We start from the raw sequence: 23,193 nt of genomic DNA, 5'->3' as shown, positions 1-23,193 counted from the left end.
CCCTCGCCCTCCCCGTCTCAGACCGCTTCATCGCGCCGGGATCGATATGCCCAGGAGCTCCTGCAGGTGATCGGCCAGGCTGCGCCGGAGGAGGTCGGTTACCTGGGCGTGGAGGGCTTCGAGGAGGCCGTCGTCGACGTCGCCGTGTCGTCCGATGAGCGCGACGTGCGGGCGCTCCAGGCCGTCGCCTCGCGCTTCGCGGACGGGCGCAAGGAAGAGCCCGACGCGGACGCCCGCACCGATCTGCTGATCCTCGAGGACGCCGCGAGGAGGATGGCCGAGCGGACCCGGCTCTCCACCCGCGTCCTGGTGCGGGTGACCGATGTCGGCCAGACCATCTACCAGGGGCTCGCCCCCCTGCTCGGCGCAGAGGCCCCGCCGGGGCACCGGGCGATCGGTGAGCGCCGCGCGCGGCGGTACCTCGGCGACGGCGCCGTGCCCCTGGTGGACGCGGCGATCGCCCGGATCCGCGAGGACGTCTCCGCGCGCAAGCTGCCGCCAACCCGGCCCGAAGTGCAGCAGCTCCTCGTGAACATCCCCTCGCTCCGCGACGCGATCGTGGCGCTTGCCGGCGAAGCGCGGCTGCCGCAGGCCGAGGCGCTCGGGGCGGCGCTCGACCGCTGGCGGCGCTTCGTCGAGACGGAGCTCCTGCCCACGGCGCGCGACGACTTCCGGCTGCCGCCCGAGCTCTACGCGATGAACCTGCGCGACGCCGGCGTCGACGATGCGCCCGCCGCGCTCGCCGCGCGCGCCCGCGCGGCCTACGACGAGACGATGACGGCCTGGCGCGCGCTCGCGGGCGAGATCGCCGCCGAGCGCCGGCTCGCCGACAGCGACCCGGCGCGCGTGCTCGCGGCGCTCAAGCGCGATCAGCGGACAGGCACCGATCTCCAGGCGCTGTTCGGGCGGCGGATCGCCGAGATCGAGCAGGTGATCCGGAGGGAGCATCTGATGACGCTGCCCGGCCGCCCGCTCCTGTTCCGCGCGGCGACCCCGGCCGAGATAGCGCTCAACCCCTCGCCGACGATCGACACGCAGGGCTTCCTGAAGGGCGAGCGGGACATCGCGGTGCTGATGCCGGGCGCGCCCGCGCCGGGCGCGCCGCCTTATGACGACTTCACCTACGAGGCCGCCGTGTGGCCGCTCCTCGTGCACGAGGGGCGCCCCGGACACGAGATGCAGTTCACGACGGCGATCGCGCGGGGGATGTCGCCGGCGCGCACGCTGTTCGCGTTCAACGCCGCGAACCTCGAGGGCTGGGCGCTCTACTGCGAGGACCTCATGCGGCCGTTCATGCCGAAGGAGAGCCGCTTCGTCGCGCTGCACTACCTCCTCGTGCGGCAGGCGAGGGCGTTCCTCGATCCCTGGCTGCAATCCGGGCGCGTGTCGGTCGGCGAGGCGCGCGACGTGCTCCACGCCCAGCTCGGCACCTCGGAGGCGCTCACGGACGCCGAGATCCAGCGCTACACGTTCCGGTCGCCTGGCCAGGCGACGGCGTACTTCTTTGGCCTCGAGAAGTTCAGGCAGCTCCGGAGCGAGGTCGAGCGCGCGCTCGGGTCGCGCTTCGACCAGGCCCGCTTCCATGACGCCATCCTGCACCAGGGCTTCGCCCCCCTGCCGATCGTGGCGGAGGGGGTGAAGCGAGAGCTGAGCGCCGCGCCCTAGCAGGCCCCGGGAGAGCTCAGGCCGCGGTGCTCGCCTCCAGCTCCTGGAAGCTCGGGACCTGGGTCGCCCCGAAGTTCTCCCGTGCTTGCTCGGGGGTCTTGATGCCGACGATGGTCGTGCTGATCGCCGGCTCATCCAGGACGAACCGCAGGGCGGCCTGGCTCAAGCTCACGCCGGGCCGCTCGAGCCGCCGCAGGGCGTTCGCGAGGGCCACGAAGAGCCGCCGGCGCCCCATCGGCCAGTGCCCGCGGTTGTCGCCGGCGCCGTACCGCGTGTCGAGGTCGTGCCGCCCGGAGAGGAAGCCTGCGGCCAGCGGCTCACGCGCGATAAGGCCCACCCCGCGTTGAACGGCCCGATCGAAGATGACCCCGAGAGACGACTCCGGCTCGAGGAGCCCAAACAGGTTGTAGACCAGCTGGAGCGCCTCGGCCCGCTGCCCCTCGATGCACGCCTCGCCTTCCTCGGCGGTGTGTATCGAGACGCCGTAGTGCCGGATCTTGCCGCTCCGCTTCACCTCGTCCAGCGCGTCGAACGCCTCCCCGGACCGGATCAGCTCCACCGGCGGGTTGTGCAGCTGGTAGAGGTCGAGGGTGTCACGGCCGAGCCTGCGGAGGCTGCCGTCGATGGCGGTGACGATGTGCTCCCGCGAGAAATCGAGCACGGTGCGCCCCGTGCTGAAGTTCCCGCCGACCTTGCTCGCGATCACGACGTCGTTCGTCCGCCGCGCCTCGCGGAGCGCGCGCCCCAGCACCTCCTCGCTGTGGCCGTACCCGTAGACATCGGCGGTGTCGAAGAAGGTGCACCCCAGGTCGAGCGCCGCGTGGACGGCGGCGATCGAGGTGGCGTCATCGGTGGGTCCGTAGCTGTTTCCTGTCCTGTGTCCGCCGATGGCGAAGGCCCCGAAGCCCAGCTCGGATACGAACAGATCGGTCGTGCCCAGTCGCTTGATCTTCATTCGCGTATCCTCCTGCGGCCGCTACCAGTTGGGGTTCGACGGGAGCGCCAGGCTGAAGTACTTGTCGTCCTCGCCGAGCATCAGCCGCGCGCGGCAGAACTCGTCCATGGCCTCGCGGACCTCGTCGGCGGAGTACGCGTGCTCCGCCGACAGAGCACGCAGCTGCTCGGCCACCTGGGCCGGCGTCCGGATCGTCTCGGTGCACAGCTCGTAGATGGCGGCGTTGGCGCCGCTCACGCTGTACGTCTTCTGGTGCTCGGGGCCCCGGTTGACGTCGATGAGGATGCCGCTCGTCGTCCGGCGGTACGTCAGCGTGTGCTTCGCGTCGGAGCGCCACGTCTCCCGCCATTGCTCGACATGCGCGTGCGTCGCCGCGTGCGCGGCGGACGCCACCGTGTCACCCATCTCGTAATCGAAGAAGTACGCGGCCTTCATCAGGTCGACGTGCGGCGGATACACGTGGCCGTAGCTGGCCTCCGGGCGCATGTTGCTCACGGGGAAGCTCTTGTCCGTGAAGTGCGGAGAGAAGCGCTCGAGCCAGATCCGGCCGCTGCCCACCGGCGGCTCGAGGTGCGTGATGCACTGCAGCACCTCGAGCTCGCGCTCGTAGTCTTCGACCGCCTCGCCCGGGAAGCCCCAGATCAGGTTCCAGTTCACGCCGATGCCGTAGTACATGCACCACTTCAGGCAGCGCACGTTCTGGAGCATCGTGCAGCCCTTGCGCATGAGTTCGAGGATGTGGCTGCTCATGCTCTCGATGCCGGGCTGGACGCGCCGGATGCCGCCGCGGTAGAGCGCCCGTATCTGCTCGCGGGTGAGGTTCGCCTTGACCTCGTAGAAGAAGCAGTAATCCACCTTGGCGCGCTCGATCTCGCCGAAGAAATCCTTGACGTATTTCTGGTCCAGGATGTTGTCGACCGCCATGAACGAGCAGATGCGGTGCTTGCGCGCGAGCACGGAGAGCTCTTCCAGGACGCGCGCCGGGCGCTTGGCCCTGTACGCCATGCCCTGCCCGTTCAGCCCACAGAACGTGCAATGGTGCTTCTGGCCCCACCAGCACCCCCGGGAGCTCTCGTAGGGCAGCGTCCACGTCGACTTGTAATATGGCGACAAACCGAGACGGACGGCGTGCTCGAAATAGGTATCGTAGACGGGTACGGGCAGCTGATCCAGGTCGTGGACCGGCGGCGCCTGGCCTCCGTCCACGAGCCCGAGCCGGGTGCGCGCGATGACGCCGGGGAACCGGAGGTGGGTCTCCTTCCGCGCGAGGGCGAGCAGCAGCTTGGGGAACACCTCGTCGGCTTCGCCCGAGACCACATAGTCGATGCAAGGGAAGGCGCGCGCGTACTCCCGCCCCATCTCGCCTTCCATGTTTGCGCCCCCGAAGATGATGTGGACCTGGGGGTGACGTTCCTTGATGCGGCGCGCGAGCGCGAGCGACGCGACGTTCTGCTGGAACAGGGAGCTGAAGCCGACGATGCGGTACGAGCCCCAATCCACCGCGTCGAGGCAGCGATCGATGAACGCGGGCAGGATCTGCCGGCGCAGCTCCGCGAAGTACGCCCGGCCCTTGCCCAGGGTCTCGACCCACGAGACCTCGCCAGGGAACGCCTTGAGATAGCTCTCCTCGTCGCCCGGCGCGGATTCCCCGAACGCGGCGCGCGCGAAGAGCCACTCGCCGGTCATGTACGAGCGCCGCTCGCAGAGCTGCTCGTAGATCGGCGGGGTGAGCTCGGCCGCGAGGTCCAGGTTGAAATGGTAGAGATCGGCCGTGAACCCGGCCGATCGGGCGATCGCGCCGATGAGCCCGAGCTGGATGGACGGCCGGTCCGCCGACGCGAACGGCATGCATACCAGGGCCACGCGGAAATCGGCCACGTCGCGCGACGGGGCGACGGGCATGTGAGGTTCTCGCACCAGGGGCAGCGATGTCATGCGGAAACCTCCTCGCTAGGCGTGCAGAACGTTGTAGAGCGGCTCCCACAGCGCTCGCCCGAGCGGCGTGAGCGATCGGGCGTTCTTGAGCGGATCCTCGATGGCGCGGAGCTGCTTCGTCAGCGTCTCCTCCCGGCTCGCGAACGCCTCCGAGGTGATGACCCTCTCCGGCACGAGGCCCCGCTCGCGGGCGGTCCGGTAGAACATGAGGACGTTGGCGAAGGCGTGGTACGCCACGACGATGAAGAAGATCGGGCGCTCCTTGTTGCGGAACGGAGAGAAATAGAGGCTCTGGTCGGTCCCGTCGTCGAGGGGACCCAGCCGGGTGATGATGTGCAGATACTGGTGCGTGGCCTCGTGCACCAGCATCTCTGCGAGCGGCCACCGGAAGGGCTGGTCAGAGACGCAGACGACCCCCGGCGAGAACCGCTCGCTGCCGCTGTTGAACGTGGACGGCCTCGCCCGCAGCGGGATGAGGTCCCGCAGCACCCGGTCGACCCACGTCGCGTAGAAGTCGGCCGTCTCTCGGATCAAGTCCACCGCGGCGTCGCAGGTGGCACGCCACGCGTCCGCCGTGCTCACCTCGGCGCGATCGAACTGGTATGCGTCGGCCTGCAGGAGGCGCTCCGCGCCGGACGGCGACAGGGACTGCGCCGTCGACAACGTGAACCGGAAGTCCGGCCGCTGGCACGTGGCGAGGACGTCGACGTCGTCCCCGTCCACGAGCGCCCAGCCGCGCTCGCCGTCGCGTAGAAACGCGGCCGAGCGCCACTCGCCGGCGGCTCTGATCCGGACGGCGGCATTCTCGGCCTCCGCCGAGACCTGGATGGCCTCGGCCGCCGGCAGCAGCCACCGGCCGAACCGGAGGCGGGCCGGGGCGGGGAGCTCGGCCTCCCACGCGCCCGCGTGGCCGCGCTCGTTCATGCGCAGCGCGAGCGCGCTGGCGCACCGGACCACATCGTCGGCGTGCGAGAGCAGGAGCGCGTGCGCATCCCCGAACGCGAGGTTCCAGACCGTGTCGAACCGCTCGTCCTCGCGCGTCAGCCACGCTGTCAGGACCGTCGAGAGCCCCGCGGCATGGCGGTCGAGGTGAGCGCGGTGCCGCTCGAGATACGTCTCCACGACCTGCCGCGCATGACCGACGGCCACGACGTCGAGCACGTCGTCGCCGAGTCCAACCTGGGGACATGAAAAGCCAGAAAAATCCAGTGCTTCACTCATCGCTGGGCCTCCGCTTCTCGCCACCACGCCGTGGTCGGCGTCGCGAGCTGCACAACATCCAGGCGAGTCGTCACGCGCCGCCGGGTCGGGGGGCATGCCGCACGGGCAGCGGACGCCGCCCCGTGCGCGCATGCGGTCGACCGCACCGTGGCGCTGGGCGGCGGGGATGGCGTTCGGCTCGCGATGCGGTCTACTGGCCATTCCACGGTGTCGCCCTGCGTCGGTGTGACGAATGGTTGCGCGGGTGGGTTCACCGCCCGGGCAAGGCAGCTATCGCGGTCTAGAAGCTGATGCTCTGACCGATGGAGCTGCTGATCGCGACCTTGTCGCCGGGCTTCAGCCCGAGCGTCTCGCCGCTCGCGGCGAGCTCGGCGTTGAGCGCGTTTTTCAGCTGGGACCGGAGCCGCAGCTTGGAGTCGTCCGACAGCGCCGCCCCGGCGCTGGTGACGAGGGTCTGCCCCCTGACAGTCTGAAGCTTGAGATCCTTGGGATCGGCCATTGTGCACCTGTCCTTCTTTGAATCACGTTCCGCTAGCCCGTGTGGGCGTAGCGATGGTGAAGGTACTAAGTCCCAGGAAGATGTGTCAATCGTACGAGCCTGTCGGATATCACGTGTTCTGGTGGTGCGTTCGTGTGGTGTGCTGAGGTTCGATTTCGATTTCTGTCGGGTGCTCACGCTCGTCGGCGGATGGATCAGGGGAGCGATTAAAGATTTATTGAATTTTCATTCGGCCGACGCGTGCACGCAGATGGTCGGTTCGGTGGGCGACCGGCGCCGCGCCCGGCTTGCGCCAAGAGGAGAGCGAGCCGCGCCTACTCCCTCGTGAAGGCCGAGAGGCGGCGCAGCAGCCCCGAGAGCTGCGGATACATGTCGCGGTAGATCCCCAGCAGCGCCGCGTAGCGCTCCCGGCGCGCGGCATCGGGATGGAACGTCGCCGTGGCGGTCCCGCGCATCGCCCTCGCGGCCGCCTCGATGCTCCCGGCCAGCCCGGCGCCGGCGGCCGCGCACATGGCGGCGCCCAGGCACGCCGCCTCGACCGTCTCGGACCGCTCGATGGCGACGCCCGTCGCATCGGCCATCACGGCGCACCAGAGGTCGCTCGCGGCCACGCCGCCGACCGCGGCGAACTCCGCGACCTCGACCCCCGCCGCGCCGCGCATCAGGTCCAGCACCAGCGCCTGCTCCAGCGCGACGCCCTCGATCAGGGCGCGGTAGACGTGGCCGCGCCCGTGCGCGTCCGTGAGGCCCAGGATCGCGCCGCGGGCGTCGGGATCCCAGTGGGGGTTCATGGCGCCTTCCCAGTAGGGCAAGAGCAGCAGGCCGCCGCTTCCGGGCGGGAGCGACGCCGCCTCGGCCTCGAGCGCGGCCATCGCGGCCCCGTCGCGCGGGTCGACGCCCAGCTGGCGGCGCAGGTACCAGTCCGAGAGCAGCGCGCCGCTGCGCAGGCTGCTCTCCAGCACGTAACCGCGGCCGGAGGCGCTGGTCATGGTCCGCCACGCCGGGTCTTGCCGCGGCTCGGCGCTCCAGACCCCGAAGACCACCGCCGTGCCCAGGTTCAGGTAGGCGCGCCGCGGGTCCAGGGCGTCGACGCCGAGCCCGGCCATCTGGCCGTCGCCGCCGCCGGCCAGCACCGGCGTGCCCTCGCGCAGCCCGGTGGCCGCCGCTGCGGCCGCCGACACCGCGCCGAGCGGCGCGCCGGGAGGGAGCGCCTCCGGCAGCCGGTCGGGCGTGATGCCGGCGGCGGCGCAGAGCTCCTCGGACCAGCGGCGCGCGCCGATGTCGAAGAGCGCGAGCGGGTCGGCGCTCGCCCAGCTGGTGCGGGCGCGCCCGGTCAGCGCCTGCACGAGGTACGCCTGCACGTCGCAGAAGAGGGTCGTGCGGCGGTGGGTCTCCGGCTCCTCGCTGGCCAGCCAGGCGATCTTGGGCAGCGCCGGGCCGAAGTCCGCGGCCTTGCCGGACAGCGCCCGCAGGCGGTCTTGCCCGATGCGGTCGATCACGGCGCCGAGGTGCCCGCGCGCGCGGCCGTCCAGCCAGAGCATGGCGGGGCGGAGCGGCTCGCCGTCGGGACCGAGGCAGGCGAAGGTCTCGCGCTGGTGCGCGATCGCGAGGCCCGCGATGCGGCCCGGGTCCACCGCGGCGGTGACGCCGGCGACCGCCTGGCACAGGGCAGCCCACCAGTCCCGGGGATCCTGCTCGAACCGGTCAGGAGCCGGCCGGGCCAGCGAGAGCGGCGCCCGGCCGGCGGCGTGCAGGCGCCCCTGGACGTCGAAGGCCGCCGCCTTGGCGGCGGTGGTGCTCAGGTCGATGCCGAGGACGAGGTCGGCCGGCATGGCGCCTTCAGCGACCCGGAACGCAGGATTGACAAGCGATCACGGGCGCAGACTACAGTAGGGAATCGCGCCGGCACAATCGTCCAGCGCGGCGCCGCCGGGGAGCCGGCGGAGCCTTGAAAGGGAGACTGGAACAGTGCGCGCAACGTTCATTCACGGCATCCGCGATGTCCGGCTCGGCGAGGTCGACCCTCCGCGGCCTCGCGAGGGCATGGTGACGATCCAGGTCGCGGGCTGCGGGATCTGCGGCAGCGATCTCCACTATTACCTGGAGGGCGGGATCGGCGCGGCGCAGGTCCGGGACCCCTTCGTGCCAGGGCACGAGTTCGCCGGCTGGGTCGTCGACGACCACCCGGCGCTCGGCCTGTCGAGGGGGCAGCTTGTCGCCGTCGACCCCGCGCACGCCTGCGGCCGCTGCGAGTGGTGCCACCGCGGCCACGTGAACCTGTGCCCGCACGTGGAGTTCCTTGGCGCGCCGCCGCTCCACGGCGGCATGGCGGAGCGGATGGCGGTGCGCCCCGACCAGGTCGTGCCGGTCCCCCTGGGCTTCTCGGTGCGAAAGGCCGTGATGCTGGAGCCGCTGGGCGTCGCCGTCCACGCGATCGACCTGGCGCGGCCTCACATACAGGAGACGGTGGTGGTGCTGGGGTGCGGGCCGATCGGCCTGTGCCTGGTCCAGCTCGCGCGCCTGGCCGGCGTCGCGCGCGTCTTCGCGGTCGACCCCGTCGCGTACCGGGCCGAGGCCGCGCGCCGGCTGGGCGCGCACGACGCGGCGCCGAGCTTCGCGGCCGTCGCGGAGTGGACGGGCGGCCGGGGCGTCGACCTCGTGCTCGAGGCGACGAACTCGCCCGAGGGCTTCCACCACGCGGCCGAGGCCGCGCGCATCGGCGGGCGGATCCTGCTGGCGGGCATCCCCGACGGCGACCGCTACGCGCTGCCGGCGGCGCTTTGCCGCCGCAAGGGGCTGAAGGTCAAGTTCTCCCGGCGCATGGGGCACGTCTACCCGCGGGCGATCCGCCTGGTCGCCGAGGGGGCGGTGGACGTCGAGTCCATCGTCACCCACCGGTTCGACCTGTCCGAGGCCGAGAAGGGCTTCCGCCTGCAGGCCGATTGCCAGGACGGGGCGCTGAAGTCGATCATCGTTCCGGACGAAGGCGACACGCCGTTCTGAGCGGGGTCGTCGCGCGGGATCTCCAGGCGAGGCAGCGCGGCTGTCATTTTTCCTTCGCCCCATGTCACACGAGCTAGACCCGCTTCGTCATCGAGGGCGAGCGCGGGGTCACAGGAGCAAGGCGCCGGTCGCTCGCGTGACGGACAAGGGAGAAAGACATGAAGATCGTGGTTATCGGTGGAACCGGCCTGATCGGGACGAAGCTCGTGCGCAGGCTCCGCCAGCAGGGCCATGAGGTCGTCGCGGCGTCGCCTTCCACGGGCGTCAACTGCCTCACGGGCGAGGGGCTCGCCGGAGCGCTCGCGGGAGCCGAGGTCGTGGTCGATGTGGCGAACGCGCCGTCGTTCGAGGACAAGGCGGTCCTCGACTTCTTCGAGACCTCGGGCCGCAACCTGCTCGCCGCCGAGGCCGCCGCGGGCGTCAAACATCATGTGGCGCTCTCGGTGGTCGGCACCGATCGAATGCTCGGCAGCGGCTATTTCCGCGCGAAGATGGCGCAGGAGGCGCTGATCGAGGCCTCCGGTATCCCCTACACCCTCCTGCGGGCCACGCAGTTCTTCGAGTTCATGGACGGCATCGCGCGCTCCAGCGCCGACGCTGAGCGGGTCCGCCTCTCGTCGGCGCACCTGCAGCCGATCGCGTCCGAGGACGTCGCCGAGGCCCTGGCCGACGTCACGCTCGGGCCGCCCGTGAACGGTATGCTCGAGGTGGCCGGCCCCGAGAGGCGCCCGCTCGCCGAGTTCGTCGGCAAGTACCTGAGCGCCAAGAAGGACCGCCGCGAGGTGATCGCCGACGCGGAGGCGCCCTATTTTGGCCTCCGGATCGACGATCGGTCGCTCACCCCCGGCGACGGAGCGCGCGTCATGCCGACGCGCTTCGACGACTGGCTCGCCCTGTCGCTGGCTGGCGCGGCGTGAGGCATCCGATGGGACGCTCAAAGCCAGCTATCGATCGTATCGAGGCGTGATCAGCGCCGCCCGAGCGGCTTCACGACGAGCGCTCCGGTCTTCACATAGCGCTCGTAGACGACACGCAGCTCCGCGTCGTTGAGCCCCTGCTCGTCGTCGATGATGTAGACCCCGCGCTGCGGGTCGCGGTGAACGTTCGCCTGGAACTCCTCCCAGCTCATGATCTCGTCCCCGTTCGGCGTGGACTCGTCAGACTCGGAGGAAGAGGAGGGCTCCGTGCCGCCGCAACCGGCGAGCGCGAGCGCCACCACGGGCACGCAGAGAAACACAGACAGGGAGCTCCCGACGCGGCTCCTGGACAGACGTCTCGAAGACGATCCTTGATTCATTGAAACACCTTTCACGGTAAGGTCACACGTTGTTCGCAACCAAGAGAATCCTGCCGGCGGCGATTGGACATTCAGCGCCGACAGCATCTGGCATATTTACACAGGAATCGAGGGACATGGAAGTCCCATGCGGGAGTAGCAGGGCATTTTCATCGCCGCATCGCCGCATCGCCGCATCGCCGCATCGCCGCATCGCCGCATCGTCGCATCGTCGCGTTGCCACCAGCGGGGGGTGTGGTCTCGGCGGTGACTGCGCCTCGCGAGCCACGAGGATGAAGAGAGGCGCGCACGGCGTCTGCCACAGGTCGTGTAAATCGAATGAATCCGGCGCGCCTGGGCTACCTCGGCCCCATCACGGCGCGCGTCGGAGGGGTCGACGTGGCTCCGGGGTCAGCGGGGGGTGACGACGTGATTTTCACCCGATTCCTCTGTACCCTCTTCGTTCGCGGGGAGGTCTTGTCACGATGCTTTCGCTTCTCATCGTCCCTGGCTACAGTGGCTCCGGCCCTCGCCACTGGCAGACGCTCTGGGAGCAGAAGCTCTCCTTCGCGCGCCGCGTGGAGATGCCCGACTGGGATCACCCGGACCGACGCGCGTGGGTCGAGGCGCTCGACCGGGCGGTCGCCGCGAGCGCCGAGCCCCCGGTGCTGGTCGCGCACAGCTGCGGCGTGAGCACGGTCGTCCACTGGGCGGCGCCGGGCGCGCGACCCGTGCGCGCCGCGCTGCTCGTCGCGCCGGCCGACACCGAATCGCCGAGCTACCCGCGCGAGGCGTCGACGTTCCACCCGTTGCCCGGCGTCAGGCTCCCGTTCCCCTCGATGGTCGTCGCGAGCGCGAACGACCCGTACTGCACCCCGGAGCGAGCCGAGGCCTTCGCGCGCGCCTGGGGGAGCCGGCTCATCCATGCGGGGCCGTGTGGGCACATCAACGTCGACGCCGGCTTCGGGCCCTGGCCCGAGGGCGAGCGGCTCCTCGCGGCGCTGATAGGCGAGCCCGTCTCACGGGTGTTTCGCGCTTGAAAAAACCGCGCGATCCGCTCCGGTTTCCGTTCTTCCCAACCCCCGGCGCGCCTCGTTACTCTCGCCGGATGTCCCTCGACCCGCAGCGCCTCGCCCGTGTTCGCGCCCATTTCCTGGCGGCTGCCGCGCTCGTCACCGGGTGCGGCGGGAGCTCCGCGCCCGACCACACGATCAACGAACCCCCTTCCCTGGACGACGCCCCGCCGACGCCCACCGCGACAGCGCCCGCGGCGTCCTCCGCTGCGACCCCGCCGGAGCCCACCGCGACTCCCCAGGAGCCCCCGGCGGGCCGTACGGACGACGGGCCGGGCAAGGCGGCGATGGACGTGAACACGCCAGCGCCGACGCTGCCGACTCCCCCTGCGGCGTCGTCCTCCGCGCCCGCGCGTCGGCCTTCGCCCAACGTACCGACCCCGGGCCGGCCGACGCACCTCAACACCCCGGCTCGGCCGACGCACCTCAACAACACCCCGCCTCGACCGAAGCCGTGACGCCGACGACGTTGCCCACCGCCCCGTCCGGTTCATGGGCCGTGGCCTTAGGGGAGCGGCTCCTTGCGGCGCTGATCGGCGAACCTGTCTCTCGGGTGTTTCGCGCTTGAGCTGGCGAGCGCCGTCTCAGCGATTCTCGGCCTGGGCCGGGACTTCGAGGCGTAACGCCCATGCCTCGTACGCCGGCACGCCCAGCGCGGCGAGCGAGGGGAGGATCACGCGGTCGATCCGGTCGTAGAAGGCGCGCGCCGCGGCCGGACGCGAGGGGATCCCGAGGTTCGGGCCGGCGGGCGGCGGCGCCTCGGGCAACGGCTCGCCGTCGGCGCGCGAGGCGCCGGCGTGGATGCGGTCGTAGTGCGCGAGCGAGAACGCCAGATCGGCGGCGAGCCAGTCGCGCTCGTCGTCGGTGAGGCGCGGAAAGACGAGGCGCGCGAGCGCCCAGCCAAAGCGGTCGTGGAGGATCTCGTCCCGCAGGAGGGTGCCAACGACCACCTGCAGGCAAGGATCGGTTGTGTGCTGCTGGAGGACGTCGAGGATGCCGACGGACGCGGATTCTCCCACGCAGAACATCGATGCGGTCCACCGGGCGACGAAGAGATGGGCCGGGAGGCCGTTCCGCGGGAGCTGGAGATCCGAGGGGGCGAGCGTCGCTCCGTGGTTGCCGCCGAGCGCGTCGGCCGCGCGCGCGCACAGCTCGGTGTGGCGCGCCTCGTCCTGGAGGAGGCGCGAGGCCGCGGTCGTGACCTCCAGGGGCAAGCGCAGCTCGGCGAAGCGGGCGATGAGCTCGCCGAAGACGATCATGGATCGGTATTCGGCGACCGCCCTCGCGGCCCACGCCTGGCGGGCGATCTCGACGTCGGCCGGCGGGAGCGCCGCCGGGTCGAGGCGGTCCCACGGGGGCGCGGGGTAATGGCGATCGAGGAAGCGGCGGTGGAGCGTCGCGAAGAGCCGCTCGGTCGTGCCGAGAGGGAACGCGGTGTTCATGAGGGGGTGGGGCGCGGCCGCCGCCGAGCGAGGGGGGCGGCGGGGGATGGCGCTCGCGTCACGGCTTCGTGCGCGCCGGCGTGTTGATGTGCACCGGCGACGTGGGCGGGGGTTCGGGTTTGCCGGGCGGAGGACGATCCACGGTCGCGGAGGACGACGCAGGGGGCGCCGTCGGCGTCGCAGTCGGGGGCGTGTTCACGTGCATCGCCGCCTTCGACGGGTCGGCGCTCGGATCGGCCTGCGGCGCTTCCGGCGGGGTCGCGGAGGACGAGGACTCGGTGGGCGCCGCGGTCGGCGTCGGCGGGACGTGGTCGATGGGAGCCCGTTCGTTGATCGTGTGGTCGGGCGCGGAGCTCCCGCCGCACCCGGTGACGAGCGCGGCAGCCGCCAGGAAATGGGCGCGAACACGGGCGAGGCGCTGCGGATCGAGGGGCATGCGGCGAGCCTAGCGGGGCGCGCGGGGGTTGGGAAGCAGGGAGGCGGGAGCGATGGGGGCGCGGCGACGCTCGCGAGGGGGTGTGGTTTACTCGGGCGCGGTCGCCATCGTGTCCGCTGCCGTCGGCAGAGCGGCTTCTCGCACGGGGGGCGGCTCCTTTCCGGAGAGCGAGCGGCCGCTGCCGCTCGCGATGAAGGCGGCCCAGTAGTAGGGGTGCAGGCCCTTGCGAGCCATGGTGATCTGCACTTCGCGCAGCGCATCGCTGCGCCCGTGATCGGTCGAGAGGCGGCCGTAGTAGTACGTCATCAGCGCCTGGGTTTCTTCATCGGCCACCTTCCACAGACTCATGATCTGGCTGTCGACCCCCGCGAGCACCAGCGCGCGCCGTAGCCCGTAAACGCCCTCGCCCCGGTAGAGCTCGCCCACCCCCGTGTCGCACGCCGACAGCACAACGAGCTTGGTGCCCCACAGATCCAACCCCGCGACCTCGAGCGCGGTCAGCACGCCGTCCTCGCGGCCGCTGCGCCGCAGGTTGGCGCCTGCGAGCGCCAGGCCCGAGCGCAGCAGCGGGTTCTCGAGCAAGGGCGGCAGCGCTCGGGGCTGCGGCACGGGCACGAGCGCCCGGAGCTCGCCGGGCGCGTGCGGTACCGTGCGTGGCTGCTCCAGGAAGAAGCCGTGCGTCGCCATGTGCAGGATGGAGGGGCCCTTGAGCGCCTTGACCGCGCCCTCGGTAGCGTCCTTGTCGAGCAGCAGGCGTGCGTTGGGTAAAAGCTTTGCCACCTCGCGCGCCTCGGATTCGGTCCACCGGAGTGGGCCGAACTGCATCTCGCCCATGGCGTCCGAGCGGCGCCCCGAGAGCGCGCCGGCCGGAGCATTGCCGCCCTCGTCGTAGGCCGGGTTGCCGATGACCAGCGGAGGCGAGCGCGGGCTCTGGGTCTGGGTGGCCTCGAGGCGCAGTAGATCCCGGCCGCTGGTCAGGTAGGTGAAGCGATAACGCGCGAGCAGGAACTGCCCGCGTTCGTCGACGAGCGCCGCGAAGGGCACGAGGTTGAGCTCTCCGTCCGGCGACACGTACACCTCGCGCGCCTCGCCGAGGAGCTGCCTCACCGGCCGCATGACCTTCTCGTCAAGCTTGCGTGCCGTCTCGGCGTAGCGCGGATTGGCCGCGCTCAGCGCTGCGCGCGTTTCAGTGATGAGCGCATCGATGGGCGCGGCTGGGCCCAGCTCCACCCAGATCGGATCGCCAGTCCGGTGCAGCACATAGGCGACATAGTGCGGCTCGCCAGACTCTTGGTGGGGCTTGGTGTGCGGATCAGACGGCTCAAACAGCGCGATCTCGACGAGCGCGGCGCCCGGACCGAGCGTGGCTTGCACGGCCTCGAGGGTGACGGCTCGACGCTCCACGGCGAGAGCCTTGTACCGCGCCGCCAGGTCCTGCTCGAGCACCTCGATATCCGCCTGCAGCTTGGCGAGCGCGTCGCCGTGATGGCTCACCTCCTCGCCGGGCACAGGCCCGCGCAGCGTGCGCGTTGCCAGCTCTCCCCTGAGACGTGCGAGTTCGCCCAGCTTCGACTTGTCCTCCTGCCGACCGTGGGCGCGGAGCTGCGTGAGCAGGTCGGCCATGGCGTCGAGGATGCGGCCTTTGCGCTGCAAGAGGACGGTGAGCGCGAGCCGGGCGGCGTCGGCGCGGTCAGGCAGCGCGCGGACGTGAAATCTGACGATCGAGCTGGTCTCGTCTTCCACCGTCGACGCAAACGCGTGCTTTTGCCGCTCGTTGCTGGTGGCAAGGACAGAGGTCAGCTCCCGCTCCTGGATCGCAGCAGCCCGCTGCATCAACGGAAGCGCTCGCGTGGGCGCTGCGCTCTTCGAATACAACCAGGCCAGATTGATGAGGATGGCGGTCGACTCAGGATGCTCGGGCCCGAGCGCCTTCTCCTCGATGGTCAGAGCGCGACGCAAGAGCGGCTCGGCCGTTGCGTAGTCGCCTTGCGCCAGGAGCGACAAGGCCAGGTTGTTGAGGGGGGTAACCAAGGCATGATGCTCGGCCCCGAGCGCCTTCTCCAAGATGGTCACAGCGCGACGGAGGAGCGGCACGGCTGCTGCGTAGTCGCTCTTTTCAAGAGGCAATAGGGCGAGGCTGCTGAGGCTTCTGGCCACGTCGGGATGCTCGAGCCCGAGGGCCTTCTCCCGGATCGCCAGAGCGCGACGCAAGAGCGGCTCAGCCGCGGTGTCGTCGCCTTTCGCCAGGAGCAACAAGGCCAGGCTGTTGAGGCTGTTGGCTACGTCGGGATGCTCGAGACCGAGCGCTTTCTCCTGGATGGCGAGAGCGCGACGGATGAGCGGCTCGGCCGCCGCGTTGTCGCCTTTGACCCAATGCAACATGGCCAGGCTGTTGAGGCTCTGGGCCACGTCGGGGTGGTCGAGACCGAGGGCCTTCTCCCGGATAGCGAGAGCGCGACGGTAGAGCGGCTCGGCCGACGCATGGTCGGCTTTCGTGGAGAGCAACCCGGCCAGACTGGCGAGGCTCTCGGCCACACCGGGATGCTCAGGCCCGAGCGCCTTTTCTCGCAGCTCGAGCGCCCGGCGTGCGAGCAGGATAGCCTCGTCGTATCGGCGTGCCTGTTCGAGCTCGACGACGCGGCGATGCAGCCGCTCTGCTTCTTCGAGCGGCCCTTTCGCCGCCGTGGCCGCCTCCTGTGTCGGCGTCTGCGCCAGTGCTTCGACCCACGGAGGCGCCGCCACGATCGCCGCTGCGAGTCGTGTTGCACGCATCCTTGATCCCCCCTTCATCTCACTGCTCCTCATCTCTCAGATTCGAGCTCGACGACAGCGCTCACGCCGGCGAACGGCGTAAGCTGGGCGCGGCGCCCTCACCACGGGCTCGCATCTACTCGAGCGCCATCTCCCCGGTGTCCAGAGCCCTCGGCACGTCGGCGTCTCGCACGGGGGGCGGCTCCTTTCCTGAGAGCGAGCGGCCGCTGCCGCCTGCAATGAAGGCGGCCCAGTAGTACGGATGCAAGGGCTTGCGAGCCATGGCGAGCTGCACTTCGCGGAGCGCATCGCTGCGCCCGTCGTCGGCCGAGAGGCGACCGTAGTAGGCCTTCATGAGCGCCTGGGTCTCCTCGTCGGCCACCTTCCACAGACTCATGATCTGGCTGTCGGCCCCGGCGAGCACGAGCGCGCGCCGGAGCCCGTAGACGCCCTCGCCCCGGGAGAGCGCGCCGACCCCCGTATCGCACGCCGACAGCACGACGAGCTTGGTGCCCCACAGATCCAGGCCAGCGACCTCGAGCGCGGTGAGCACGCCGTCCTCGCCGCCGCTGCGTCGCTGGTTGGCGCCTGCGAGCGCCAGACCCGAGAGCAGCAGCGGGTTCTCGGGCAAGGGCGGCAGCGCTCCGGGCTGCAGCAGCGTCAGGAACGGCCGCTGGGCCCCGCGGGCCGCGTGCGGTGCCCCGGGTTCCTGCGCCAGGAAGAAGCCGTGGGTGGCCAAGTGCACGATGGCGGGGCCCGCCAGCGCCTTGATCGCGGCCTCGGTGGCGTCCTTGTCGAGCAGCAGGCGTGCGTCCGGCAAGAGCTCCTTGACGGCGCGCGCCTCTGGCTCCGTCCACCGGAGTGGACCGAACTGCATGGCTCCCATGCCGTCCGACCGGCGCCCCGAGGTCGCGCTGGCCGGCACGCCGCCGCCCTCGTCGTAGGCCGGGTTGCCGATGACCAGCGGCGACGAGCGGGACTCTCGGTCTGGGTAACTTCGAGGCGGAGCAAGTCGCGGCCGCTGGTCAGGTACGTGAACCGATAACGTGCGAGCAAGAACTGCCCGCGCTCGTCGACCAGCGCGGCGAAGGGCACGAGGTTGAGCTCTCCGTCCGGCGACAGGTACACCTCGCGCGCCTCGCCGAGGAGCTGCCTCACCGGCTGCATGACCTTCTCGTCGAGCGCACGCGCCGCCTCGGCGTAGCGCGGATCGGCGGCGCTCAGGAGCGCACGTGTTTGAGCGACGAGCGCATCGATGGGCGCGGCGGGGCCGAGCTCCACCCAGCTCGGATCGCCGGTCCGGTGCAATACATAGGCGACGTAGTGCAGATTGCCAAGCCTGCGCTCCGGCTTCGCGTGCGGATCAAACGGTCGAAACAGCGCGATCTCGACGAGCGCGGCGCTCGGACCGAGCGCCGCTTGCACGTTCTCGAGGGTGACGGCGCGGCGCTCCGCGGCCAGCGCCTTGTACCGTGCGGCCAGGTCCCGCTCGAGCACCTCGACATCCGCCCGCAGCTTGGCGAGCGCGTCGCCATGATGGCTCACGTCCTCGCCAAGCGCAGGTCCGCGCAGCGTGCGCGTCGCCAGCTCGCCTCTGAGGCGAGCCAGCTGGGTCAGCTTCGCCTGGTCCTCGGGCCGGCCGCGCGCGCGGAGCTGCGCGAGCATGTCGGTCATGGCGTCGAGGACGCGGCCCTTGCGCTGCAAGAGGACGGCGAGCGCGAGCCGGGCAGCGTCGACGCGGCCCTGCAGCGTGCGGACGTGAAGGGAAACGGTCACGTCGGTCTCGCCTTGCACCGTCCGCACAAACGCGTGCTTTTGCCGCTCGCTGCTGGTCGCAAGGACAGATGCCAGGACCCGCTCGTGGATCGCAGCGGCCCGCTGTATCAGCGGAAGCGCCCGCGTGGGCGCTGCGCTCACCCAATGCAAGACGGCCAGGTTGTAGAGGCTGGCGGCCACCCTGGGGTGCTCAGGCCCGAGCGCCTTCTCCTGGATAGCCAGGGCGCGACGGTAGAGCGGCTCGGCGGACGCGTGGTCGCCTTTCGCCTCGAGCAACACGGCCAGGTTGTTGAGGTTGATGGCCACGTCGGCGTGCTCGGGCCCGAGCGCCTTCTCCCGGATGGCCAGAGCGCGACGGTAGAGCGGCTCGGCGGACGCGTGGTCGCCTTCCTTATCGAGCAACCCGGCCAAATTATCGAGACCGACGGCCACGTCGGGATGCTCTGGGCCGAGCGCCTTCTCCCAGATGGCCAGAGCGCGACGGTGGAGCCGCTTGGCTGCCGAGTAGTCGCCTTTCTTGTCGAGTAACACGGCCATGTTGTTGAGGGCAGTGGCCACGTTGGGATGCTCCGGCCCGAGCGCCTTCTCCAAGATGGCCAGAGCGCGACGGTGGAGCGCCTCGGCCTCTGGATCGTCCCCTTTCTCCTGGAGCAACCAGGCCAGGCTGTGGAGGGATCTAGCCACGTTGGGATGCTCTGGGCCGCCCACCTTCTCCTCGATGGCCAGAGCGCGACGGTGGAGCGGCTCGGCCGCCGCGTAATCGCCCTTCGCATAGGCCAATAGGGCCAGATTGTGGAGGACGGCGGCCACGCTGGGATGCTCGGGCCCGAGCGCCTTTTCCCGGATGGCCAGAGCGCGACGGTAGAGCGGCTCGGCCGCCGCGTAGTCGCCTCTCAGAAAGAGCAACTCCGACAGGTTCTTGAGGGCAGTAGCCACGTTGGGATGTTCCGGCCCGAGCGCCTTCTCCCGGATGGCCAGAGCGCGACGAAAGAGAGGCTCGGCTGCCGTATAGTCTCCTTTCGCCTGGAGCAACGCGGCCACATCGTTGAGGGCAATGGCCACGTTGGGGTGCTCCGGCCCGAGCGCCTTTTCCCGGATGGCCAGAGCGCGACGAAATAAAGGCTCGGCCGCCGTATAGTCGCCCTTCGCCTCGAGCAACCCGGCCAGACCGCTGAGGCTCACAGCCACGTCGGGGTGCTCGGGCCCGATCGTCTTCTCGCGGATGGCCAGAGCGCGACGGTAGAGCGGCTCTGCCGCCGCATCGTCGCCTTTCGTCTGGAGCAACTCGGCCAGGCAGTTGAGGCTGAAGGCCACGTCGGGATGCTCGGATCCGAGCGCGTTCTCTTGGATGGTTAGAGCGCGGCGGAGGAGCGGTTCGGCCGCCACGATGTCGTCTTTTGCATAGAGCAACCCTGCCAGGCTGTTGAGGCTCTCAGCCACGTCGGGATGCTCGGACCCGAGCGCCTTCTCCCGGATGGTTAGAGCGCGACGAAAGAGCGGCTCGGCCGCTGCGTAATCGTTATTCGTCGCGAGCAATGCGGCCAGGTTGTTGAGCGTGGTGGCCACGTCGGGATGCTCAGGCCCGAGCGCCTTCTCCTGGATGGCCAAGGCGCGACGGAAGAGAGGCTCGGCCGCCGCGTAATCGCCTTTCGCCTTGAGCAACGCGGCCAGGTTGTGGAGAGTGATGGCCACGTCGGGATGCTCAGGCCCGAGCGCGTTTTCTCGCAGGTCGAGCGCCCTCCGAGCGAGGGGGATGGCCTCGTCATATCGGCCGGCCTTATGGAGCTCGACAGCGCGGCGATTCAGCCGCTCTGCCTCTTCGAGCGGCCCTTGCGCCGCCGTGGCGGCCTCCTGTGTCGGCGTCTGCGCCTGGGCCGTGACCCCTGGTTGCGCGACCACGATCGCTGTGGCGAATTGTATTGCACGGATCCTCGAACCCCCCTTCATCTCACCGCTCCTCATCCCGCAGCTTCGACAATGGCGAGCGCCGTCGCGTCGGCGAACGGCGCAACCTGGGCGTAGCCCCCTTACCACGCGTTCGCGTCTACTCGGGCGCATTCCCCCTGGGGTCCAGAGCCCTCGGCACATCGGCGACTCGGACGGGGGGAGGCTCGTTTCCGGACAGCGAGCGGCCGCTGCCGCCTGCGATGAAGGCGGCCCAGTAGAAGGGGTGCAAGCCCTTGCTCGCCATGGTGATCTGCACTTCGCGCAGCGCATCGCTGCGACCCTCGTCAGCCGAGAGCCGATCGTAGTAGGCCGTCATGAGCGCCTGGGTCTCCTCGTCGGCCACCTTCCACAGACTCATGATCTGGCTGTCGGCCCCGGCGAGCACGAGCGCGCGCCGGAGCCCGTAGACGCCCTCGCCCCGGGAGAGCGTGCCAATCCCCGTGTCGCACGCCGACAGCACGACGAGCTTGGTGCCCCACAGATCCAGGCCCGCGACCTCGAGCGAAGTCAGCACGCCGTCCTCTCCGCCGCTGCGTCGCAGGTTGGCGCCTGCCAGCGCCAGGCCCGAGCGCAAGAGCGCGTTTTCGGGCAAGGGCGGCAGCGGTCCGGGCTGGAGCACGGTCAGGAACGGCCGCGCCTCGCGGGACGTGTGCGGTGCCGCGGGTGCCTGTGCCAGGAAGAAGCCGTGGGTTGCCATGTGCAGGATGGAGGGGCCCGCGAGCGCCTTGACGGCGGCCTCTGTGGCGTCCTTGTCGAGCAGCAGGCGGGCGTCTGGCAAGCGCTCCTTGACCGCGCGCGCCTCGGGTTCGGTCCACCGGAGTGGGCCGAACTGCATCGCGCCCATGGCGTCCGAGCGCCGCCCCGAAATCGCAGCGGCCGGCGCGCCGCTGCCTTCGTCGTAGGCGGGGTTGCCGATGACCAGCGGCGATGAGCGCGGGTTCTCGGTCTGGGTGACCTCGATGCGGAGCAGGTCGCGGCCGCTGGTCAGGTAGGTGAAGCGATAACGCGCGAGCAGGAACTGCCCGTGCTCGTCGACAAGCGCCGCGAAGGGAACCAGATTGAGCTCTCCGTCCGGCGACAGGTACACCTCGCGCGACTCGCCCAGGAACTGCCTCACCGGCTGCATCACCTTCTCGTCAAGGGCGCGTGCCGCCTCCGCGTAGCGCGGATCGGCCGCGCTCAGCGCCGCGCGCGCTTGAGCGACGAGCGCGTCGATGGGCGCGGCGGGGCCCAGATCCACCCAGCGTGGATCGCCGGTCCGGTGCAGCACATAGGCGACGTAGTGCGGCTCGCCAAATCTTTGGTCGGGTTTCGCGTGCGGATCGAAAGGGTGAATCAGGGCGTTTTCGACGAGCGCGGCACCCGAATTAAGCGCGGCCTGCACGGTCTCAAGGGCGATGGCTCGGCGCTTCGCGGCCAGTTCCTTGTACCGTGCTGCCAGGTCCTGCTCGAGGACCTCGATGTCCGCCCGCAGCTTGGCGAGCGCATCGCTGTGATGGCTCACGTCCTCGCCGGGTGTGGGCCCACGCAGCGAGCGCGTCGCCAGCTCACCTGCGAGCCTTGCCAGCTGGGCCAGCTTCGCCTGGTCCTCCTGTCGGCCGCGGGCGCGAAGCTGCCCGAGCATGTCGGTCATGGCGTCGAGGACGCGACCCTTGCGCTGTAGCAGGACGGTGAGCGCGAGCCGGGCGGCGTCGGCGCGGCTCTGCAGCGCGCGGACGTGAAGGGAAACGAACACATCGGTCATGTGTTCCGTCGCCCTTGCGAACGCGTGCTTCTGCCGCTCGCTGCTGGCGGCAAGGGTGGCTGCCAGGACCCGCTCGTGGATCGCAGCAGCGCGCTGCATCAGCGGAAGTGCCCGCGTGGCCGCAGCGGTCGCCCAATGCAACCCGGCTAGGTGGATGAGACTGGTGGCCACGGCGGGATCCTCGTACCCAACCATCTTCTCCCGGATAGCCAGAGCGCGACGGAAGAGCGGCTCGGCTGTCGCATAGTCGCTGTTCTCAGCGAGCAACCAGGCCAGGTTGTCGAGGCTGGTGGCTACGCGGGGATGGTCTGGTCCGAGCACCTTCTCTCGGATAGCCAGAGCGCGACGGAAAAGCGGCTCGGCCGCCGCGGGATCATCCTTCACCAAGAGCAGCCACGCCAGGTCGTTGAGACTGGTGGCCACGGCGGGATGCTCGGACCCGAGCGCCTTCTCCATGATGGCAAGAGCCCGGCGGAAGAACGGCTCGGCCGCTGCGCAGTCGCCCTTCGCCATGAGCAACCAGGCCAGGTCGGTGAGGCTATGAGCCAAGGCGGGATGCCCGGACCCGAGCGCTTTCTTCCGGATGGCTAAAGCGCGATAGGAGAGCGGCTCGGCCGTTGCATAGTCGCCCTTCCCGTACAGCAACCTGCCCAGGCTGTGGAGGCTGTCTGAGCAGCGCCAAGAAGATGGCGGCCCCCGGGCGCCATCCTGAGCGCGTTCTTTGAGGGGCGACAAACGAAGCCCCCTCAGAAAACTTGTCGAAGTCCTCCGAGGGGGCTCGCCTCCGAGTTGCCAGAAACGGAGGAGCCCATGTTCGACCATTTCACGCTCAAGGGCGAGTTCTTCGCGACGTTGGAGGCCCTGGACCGGGCGATCGCGCGGCGGGTGGCGGCGAGCCGGTGCTCGGCGTGCGGGGGCCCGCTGCACGCAGGCAACTACCCCCGCAAGCCGCGGGGCGCGCTCATCGCGCCGGAGGGCGAAGCGTTCGTCGTCCGCTTCAGCTTCTGCTGCGGCCGCGAGGGGTGCCGGCGGCGCGCGACGCCCCCGTCGCTGCGATTCCTCGGCCGGCGCGTGTACCTCGCCGTCGTCGTGATCGTGGCGAGCCTTGCCGCGCAGGCGATCGACGTCGCCAGCGCGCAGCCGACCGGCGTCCCGCGGAGGACGACGCGCCGATGGCTCACCTGGTGGCGTGGCCCCTTCCTCGCGACGGAGGTCCTTCTCGCGATCCGCGCCCGGCTCGTTGGCGTCGATGTCGGCAGGATCCCAAGGTCAATCATCGAGCGGCTCCCCGGTACGGCTGACGAGCAAATGCGCACGATGCTCCACCTGCTCGCGCCACTCACGACGGGCTCGGTCCTCGATGGATCATGTTTTTTGAGGGACATCGCATGACCACGGCGCCACGCAGAAGATGTCATTCGGCGTGGTTTCCGCGGTGAGATAGGGTTTCTCCGCCCGGTAGGTCCGTTC

Annotated in this window: 16 protein-coding genes and 1 pseudogene; 6 read left to right on the top strand and 11 right to left on the bottom strand. The window is 70.2% G+C overall.

Annotation, left to right across the window (positions count from 1 at the left end; all coding sequences use genetic code 11):
• Positions 1-66: 66 nt before the first annotated feature.
• The gene (locus tag WME97_RS29285; protein WP_437542248.1) at positions 67-1,665 is read left to right on the top strand and encodes a DUF885 domain-containing protein; all 1,599 of its coding nucleotides are present in this window, start codon (positions 67-69) and stop codon (positions 1,663-1,665) included.
• A 16-nt stretch (positions 1,666-1,681) separates the two neighbouring features.
• On the opposite strand, the gene WME97_RS29280 is transcribed toward WME97_RS29285, so the two are convergent.
• The 5 genes from WME97_RS29280 to WME97_RS29260 form a co-directional block, all read right to left on the bottom strand.
• Positions 1,682-2,620: an aldo/keto reductase gene (locus WME97_RS29280; RefSeq protein ID WP_437542246.1), complete on the bottom strand. Its 939-nt coding sequence runs from the start codon at positions 2,618-2,620 to the stop codon at positions 1,682-1,684.
• A gap of 21 nt (positions 2,621-2,641) precedes the next feature.
• Complete coding sequence (locus WME97_RS29275) at positions 2,642-4,555, bottom strand: RiPP maturation radical SAM C-methyltransferase (protein WP_437542244.1); 1,914 nt, start codon at positions 4,553-4,555, stop codon at positions 2,642-2,644.
• Positions 4,556-4,570: 15 nt separating this feature from the next.
• Complete coding sequence (locus WME97_RS29270; RefSeq protein WP_437542243.1) at positions 4,571-5,776, bottom strand: aKG-HExxH-type peptide beta-hydroxylase; 1,206 nt, start codon at positions 5,774-5,776, stop codon at positions 4,571-4,573.
• A 280-nt stretch (positions 5,777-6,056) separates the two neighbouring features.
• On the bottom strand, positions 6,057-6,275 hold the full coding sequence (locus WME97_RS29265; protein WP_437542242.1) for a hypothetical protein: 219 nt from the start codon (positions 6,273-6,275) through the stop codon (positions 6,057-6,059).
• Between the two features lie 314 nt (positions 6,276-6,589).
• On the bottom strand, positions 6,590-8,107 hold the full coding sequence (locus WME97_RS29260; protein WP_437542240.1) for a xylulokinase: 1,518 nt from the start codon (positions 8,105-8,107) through the stop codon (positions 6,590-6,592).
• A 136-nt stretch (positions 8,108-8,243) separates the two neighbouring features.
• Here WME97_RS29260 and WME97_RS29255 point away from each other — a divergent pair, with 136 nt between their 5' ends.
• Positions 8,244-9,278 (top strand): zinc-dependent alcohol dehydrogenase, encoded by a 1,035-nt coding sequence (locus WME97_RS29255; protein ID WP_437542238.1) that lies wholly within the window; start codon positions 8,244-8,246, stop codon positions 9,276-9,278.
• Between the two features lie 158 nt (positions 9,279-9,436).
• Positions 9,437-10,195: an SDR family oxidoreductase gene (locus WME97_RS29250; RefSeq protein WP_437542236.1), complete on the top strand. Its 759-nt coding sequence runs from the start codon at positions 9,437-9,439 to the stop codon at positions 10,193-10,195.
• A 50-nt stretch (positions 10,196-10,245) separates the two neighbouring features.
• On the opposite strand, the gene WME97_RS29245 is transcribed toward WME97_RS29250, so the two are convergent.
• The gene (locus tag WME97_RS29245) at positions 10,246-10,515 is read right to left on the bottom strand and encodes a hypothetical protein (protein WP_437542234.1); all 270 of its coding nucleotides are present in this window, start codon (positions 10,513-10,515) and stop codon (positions 10,246-10,248) included.
• A gap of 524 nt (positions 10,516-11,039) precedes the next feature.
• On the opposite strand from WME97_RS29245, the gene WME97_RS29240 reads away from it, so the two are divergent.
• Both WME97_RS29240 and WME97_RS29235 read left to right on the top strand, forming a co-directional pair.
• Positions 11,040-11,594: an RBBP9/YdeN family alpha/beta hydrolase gene (locus tag WME97_RS29240; protein ID WP_437542232.1), complete on the top strand. Its 555-nt coding sequence runs from the start codon at positions 11,040-11,042 to the stop codon at positions 11,592-11,594.
• Positions 11,595-11,662: 68 nt separating this feature from the next.
• Complete coding sequence (locus WME97_RS29235; RefSeq protein ID WP_437542230.1) at positions 11,663-12,085, top strand: hypothetical protein; 423 nt, start codon at positions 11,663-11,665, stop codon at positions 12,083-12,085.
• 126 nt (positions 12,086-12,211) lie between these two features.
• On the opposite strand, the gene WME97_RS29230 is transcribed toward WME97_RS29235, so the two are convergent.
• From WME97_RS29230 to WME97_RS29210, 5 genes and pseudogenes are all read right to left on the bottom strand, one after another.
• Positions 12,212-13,069, bottom strand: a complete 858-nt coding sequence (locus WME97_RS29230) for a hypothetical protein (RefSeq protein WP_437542228.1) — start codon at positions 13,067-13,069, stop codon at positions 12,212-12,214.
• A gap of 58 nt (positions 13,070-13,127) precedes the next feature.
• Positions 13,128-13,505, bottom strand: a complete 378-nt coding sequence (locus WME97_RS29225; RefSeq protein ID WP_437542226.1) for a hypothetical protein — start codon at positions 13,503-13,505, stop codon at positions 13,128-13,130.
• A gap of 87 nt (positions 13,506-13,592) precedes the next feature.
• Positions 13,593-16,277, bottom strand: a complete 2,685-nt coding sequence (locus tag WME97_RS29220) for a CHAT domain-containing tetratricopeptide repeat protein (protein WP_437542224.1) — start codon at positions 16,275-16,277, stop codon at positions 13,593-13,595.
• A gap of 115 nt (positions 16,278-16,392) precedes the next feature.
• Positions 16,393-19,979: pseudogene (locus tag WME97_RS29215) on the bottom strand (tetratricopeptide repeat protein).
• Positions 19,980-20,076: 97 nt separating this feature from the next.
• On the bottom strand, positions 20,077-22,545 hold the full coding sequence (locus WME97_RS29210) for a CHAT domain-containing tetratricopeptide repeat protein (RefSeq protein WP_437542222.1): 2,469 nt from the start codon (positions 22,543-22,545) through the stop codon (positions 20,077-20,079).
• Here WME97_RS29210 and WME97_RS29205 point away from each other — a divergent pair.
• Positions 22,534-23,115: a hypothetical protein gene (locus tag WME97_RS29205; protein ID WP_437542220.1), complete on the top strand. Its 582-nt coding sequence runs from the start codon at positions 22,534-22,536 to the stop codon at positions 23,113-23,115. The two genes, WME97_RS29210 and WME97_RS29205, sit on opposite strands and share 12 nt — an antisense overlap.
• The last annotated feature ends 78 nt before the right edge of the window (positions 23,116-23,193 follow it).

The sequence above is a fragment of the Sorangium sp. So ce367 genome (genome assembly GCF_051520455.1).
In the GTDB taxonomy this organism is placed as follows: Bacteria; Myxococcota_A; Polyangia; order Polyangiales; family Polyangiaceae; genus Sorangium; species Sorangium cellulosum_B.
This window is presented reverse-complemented; position numbering and strand designations above follow the sequence as displayed.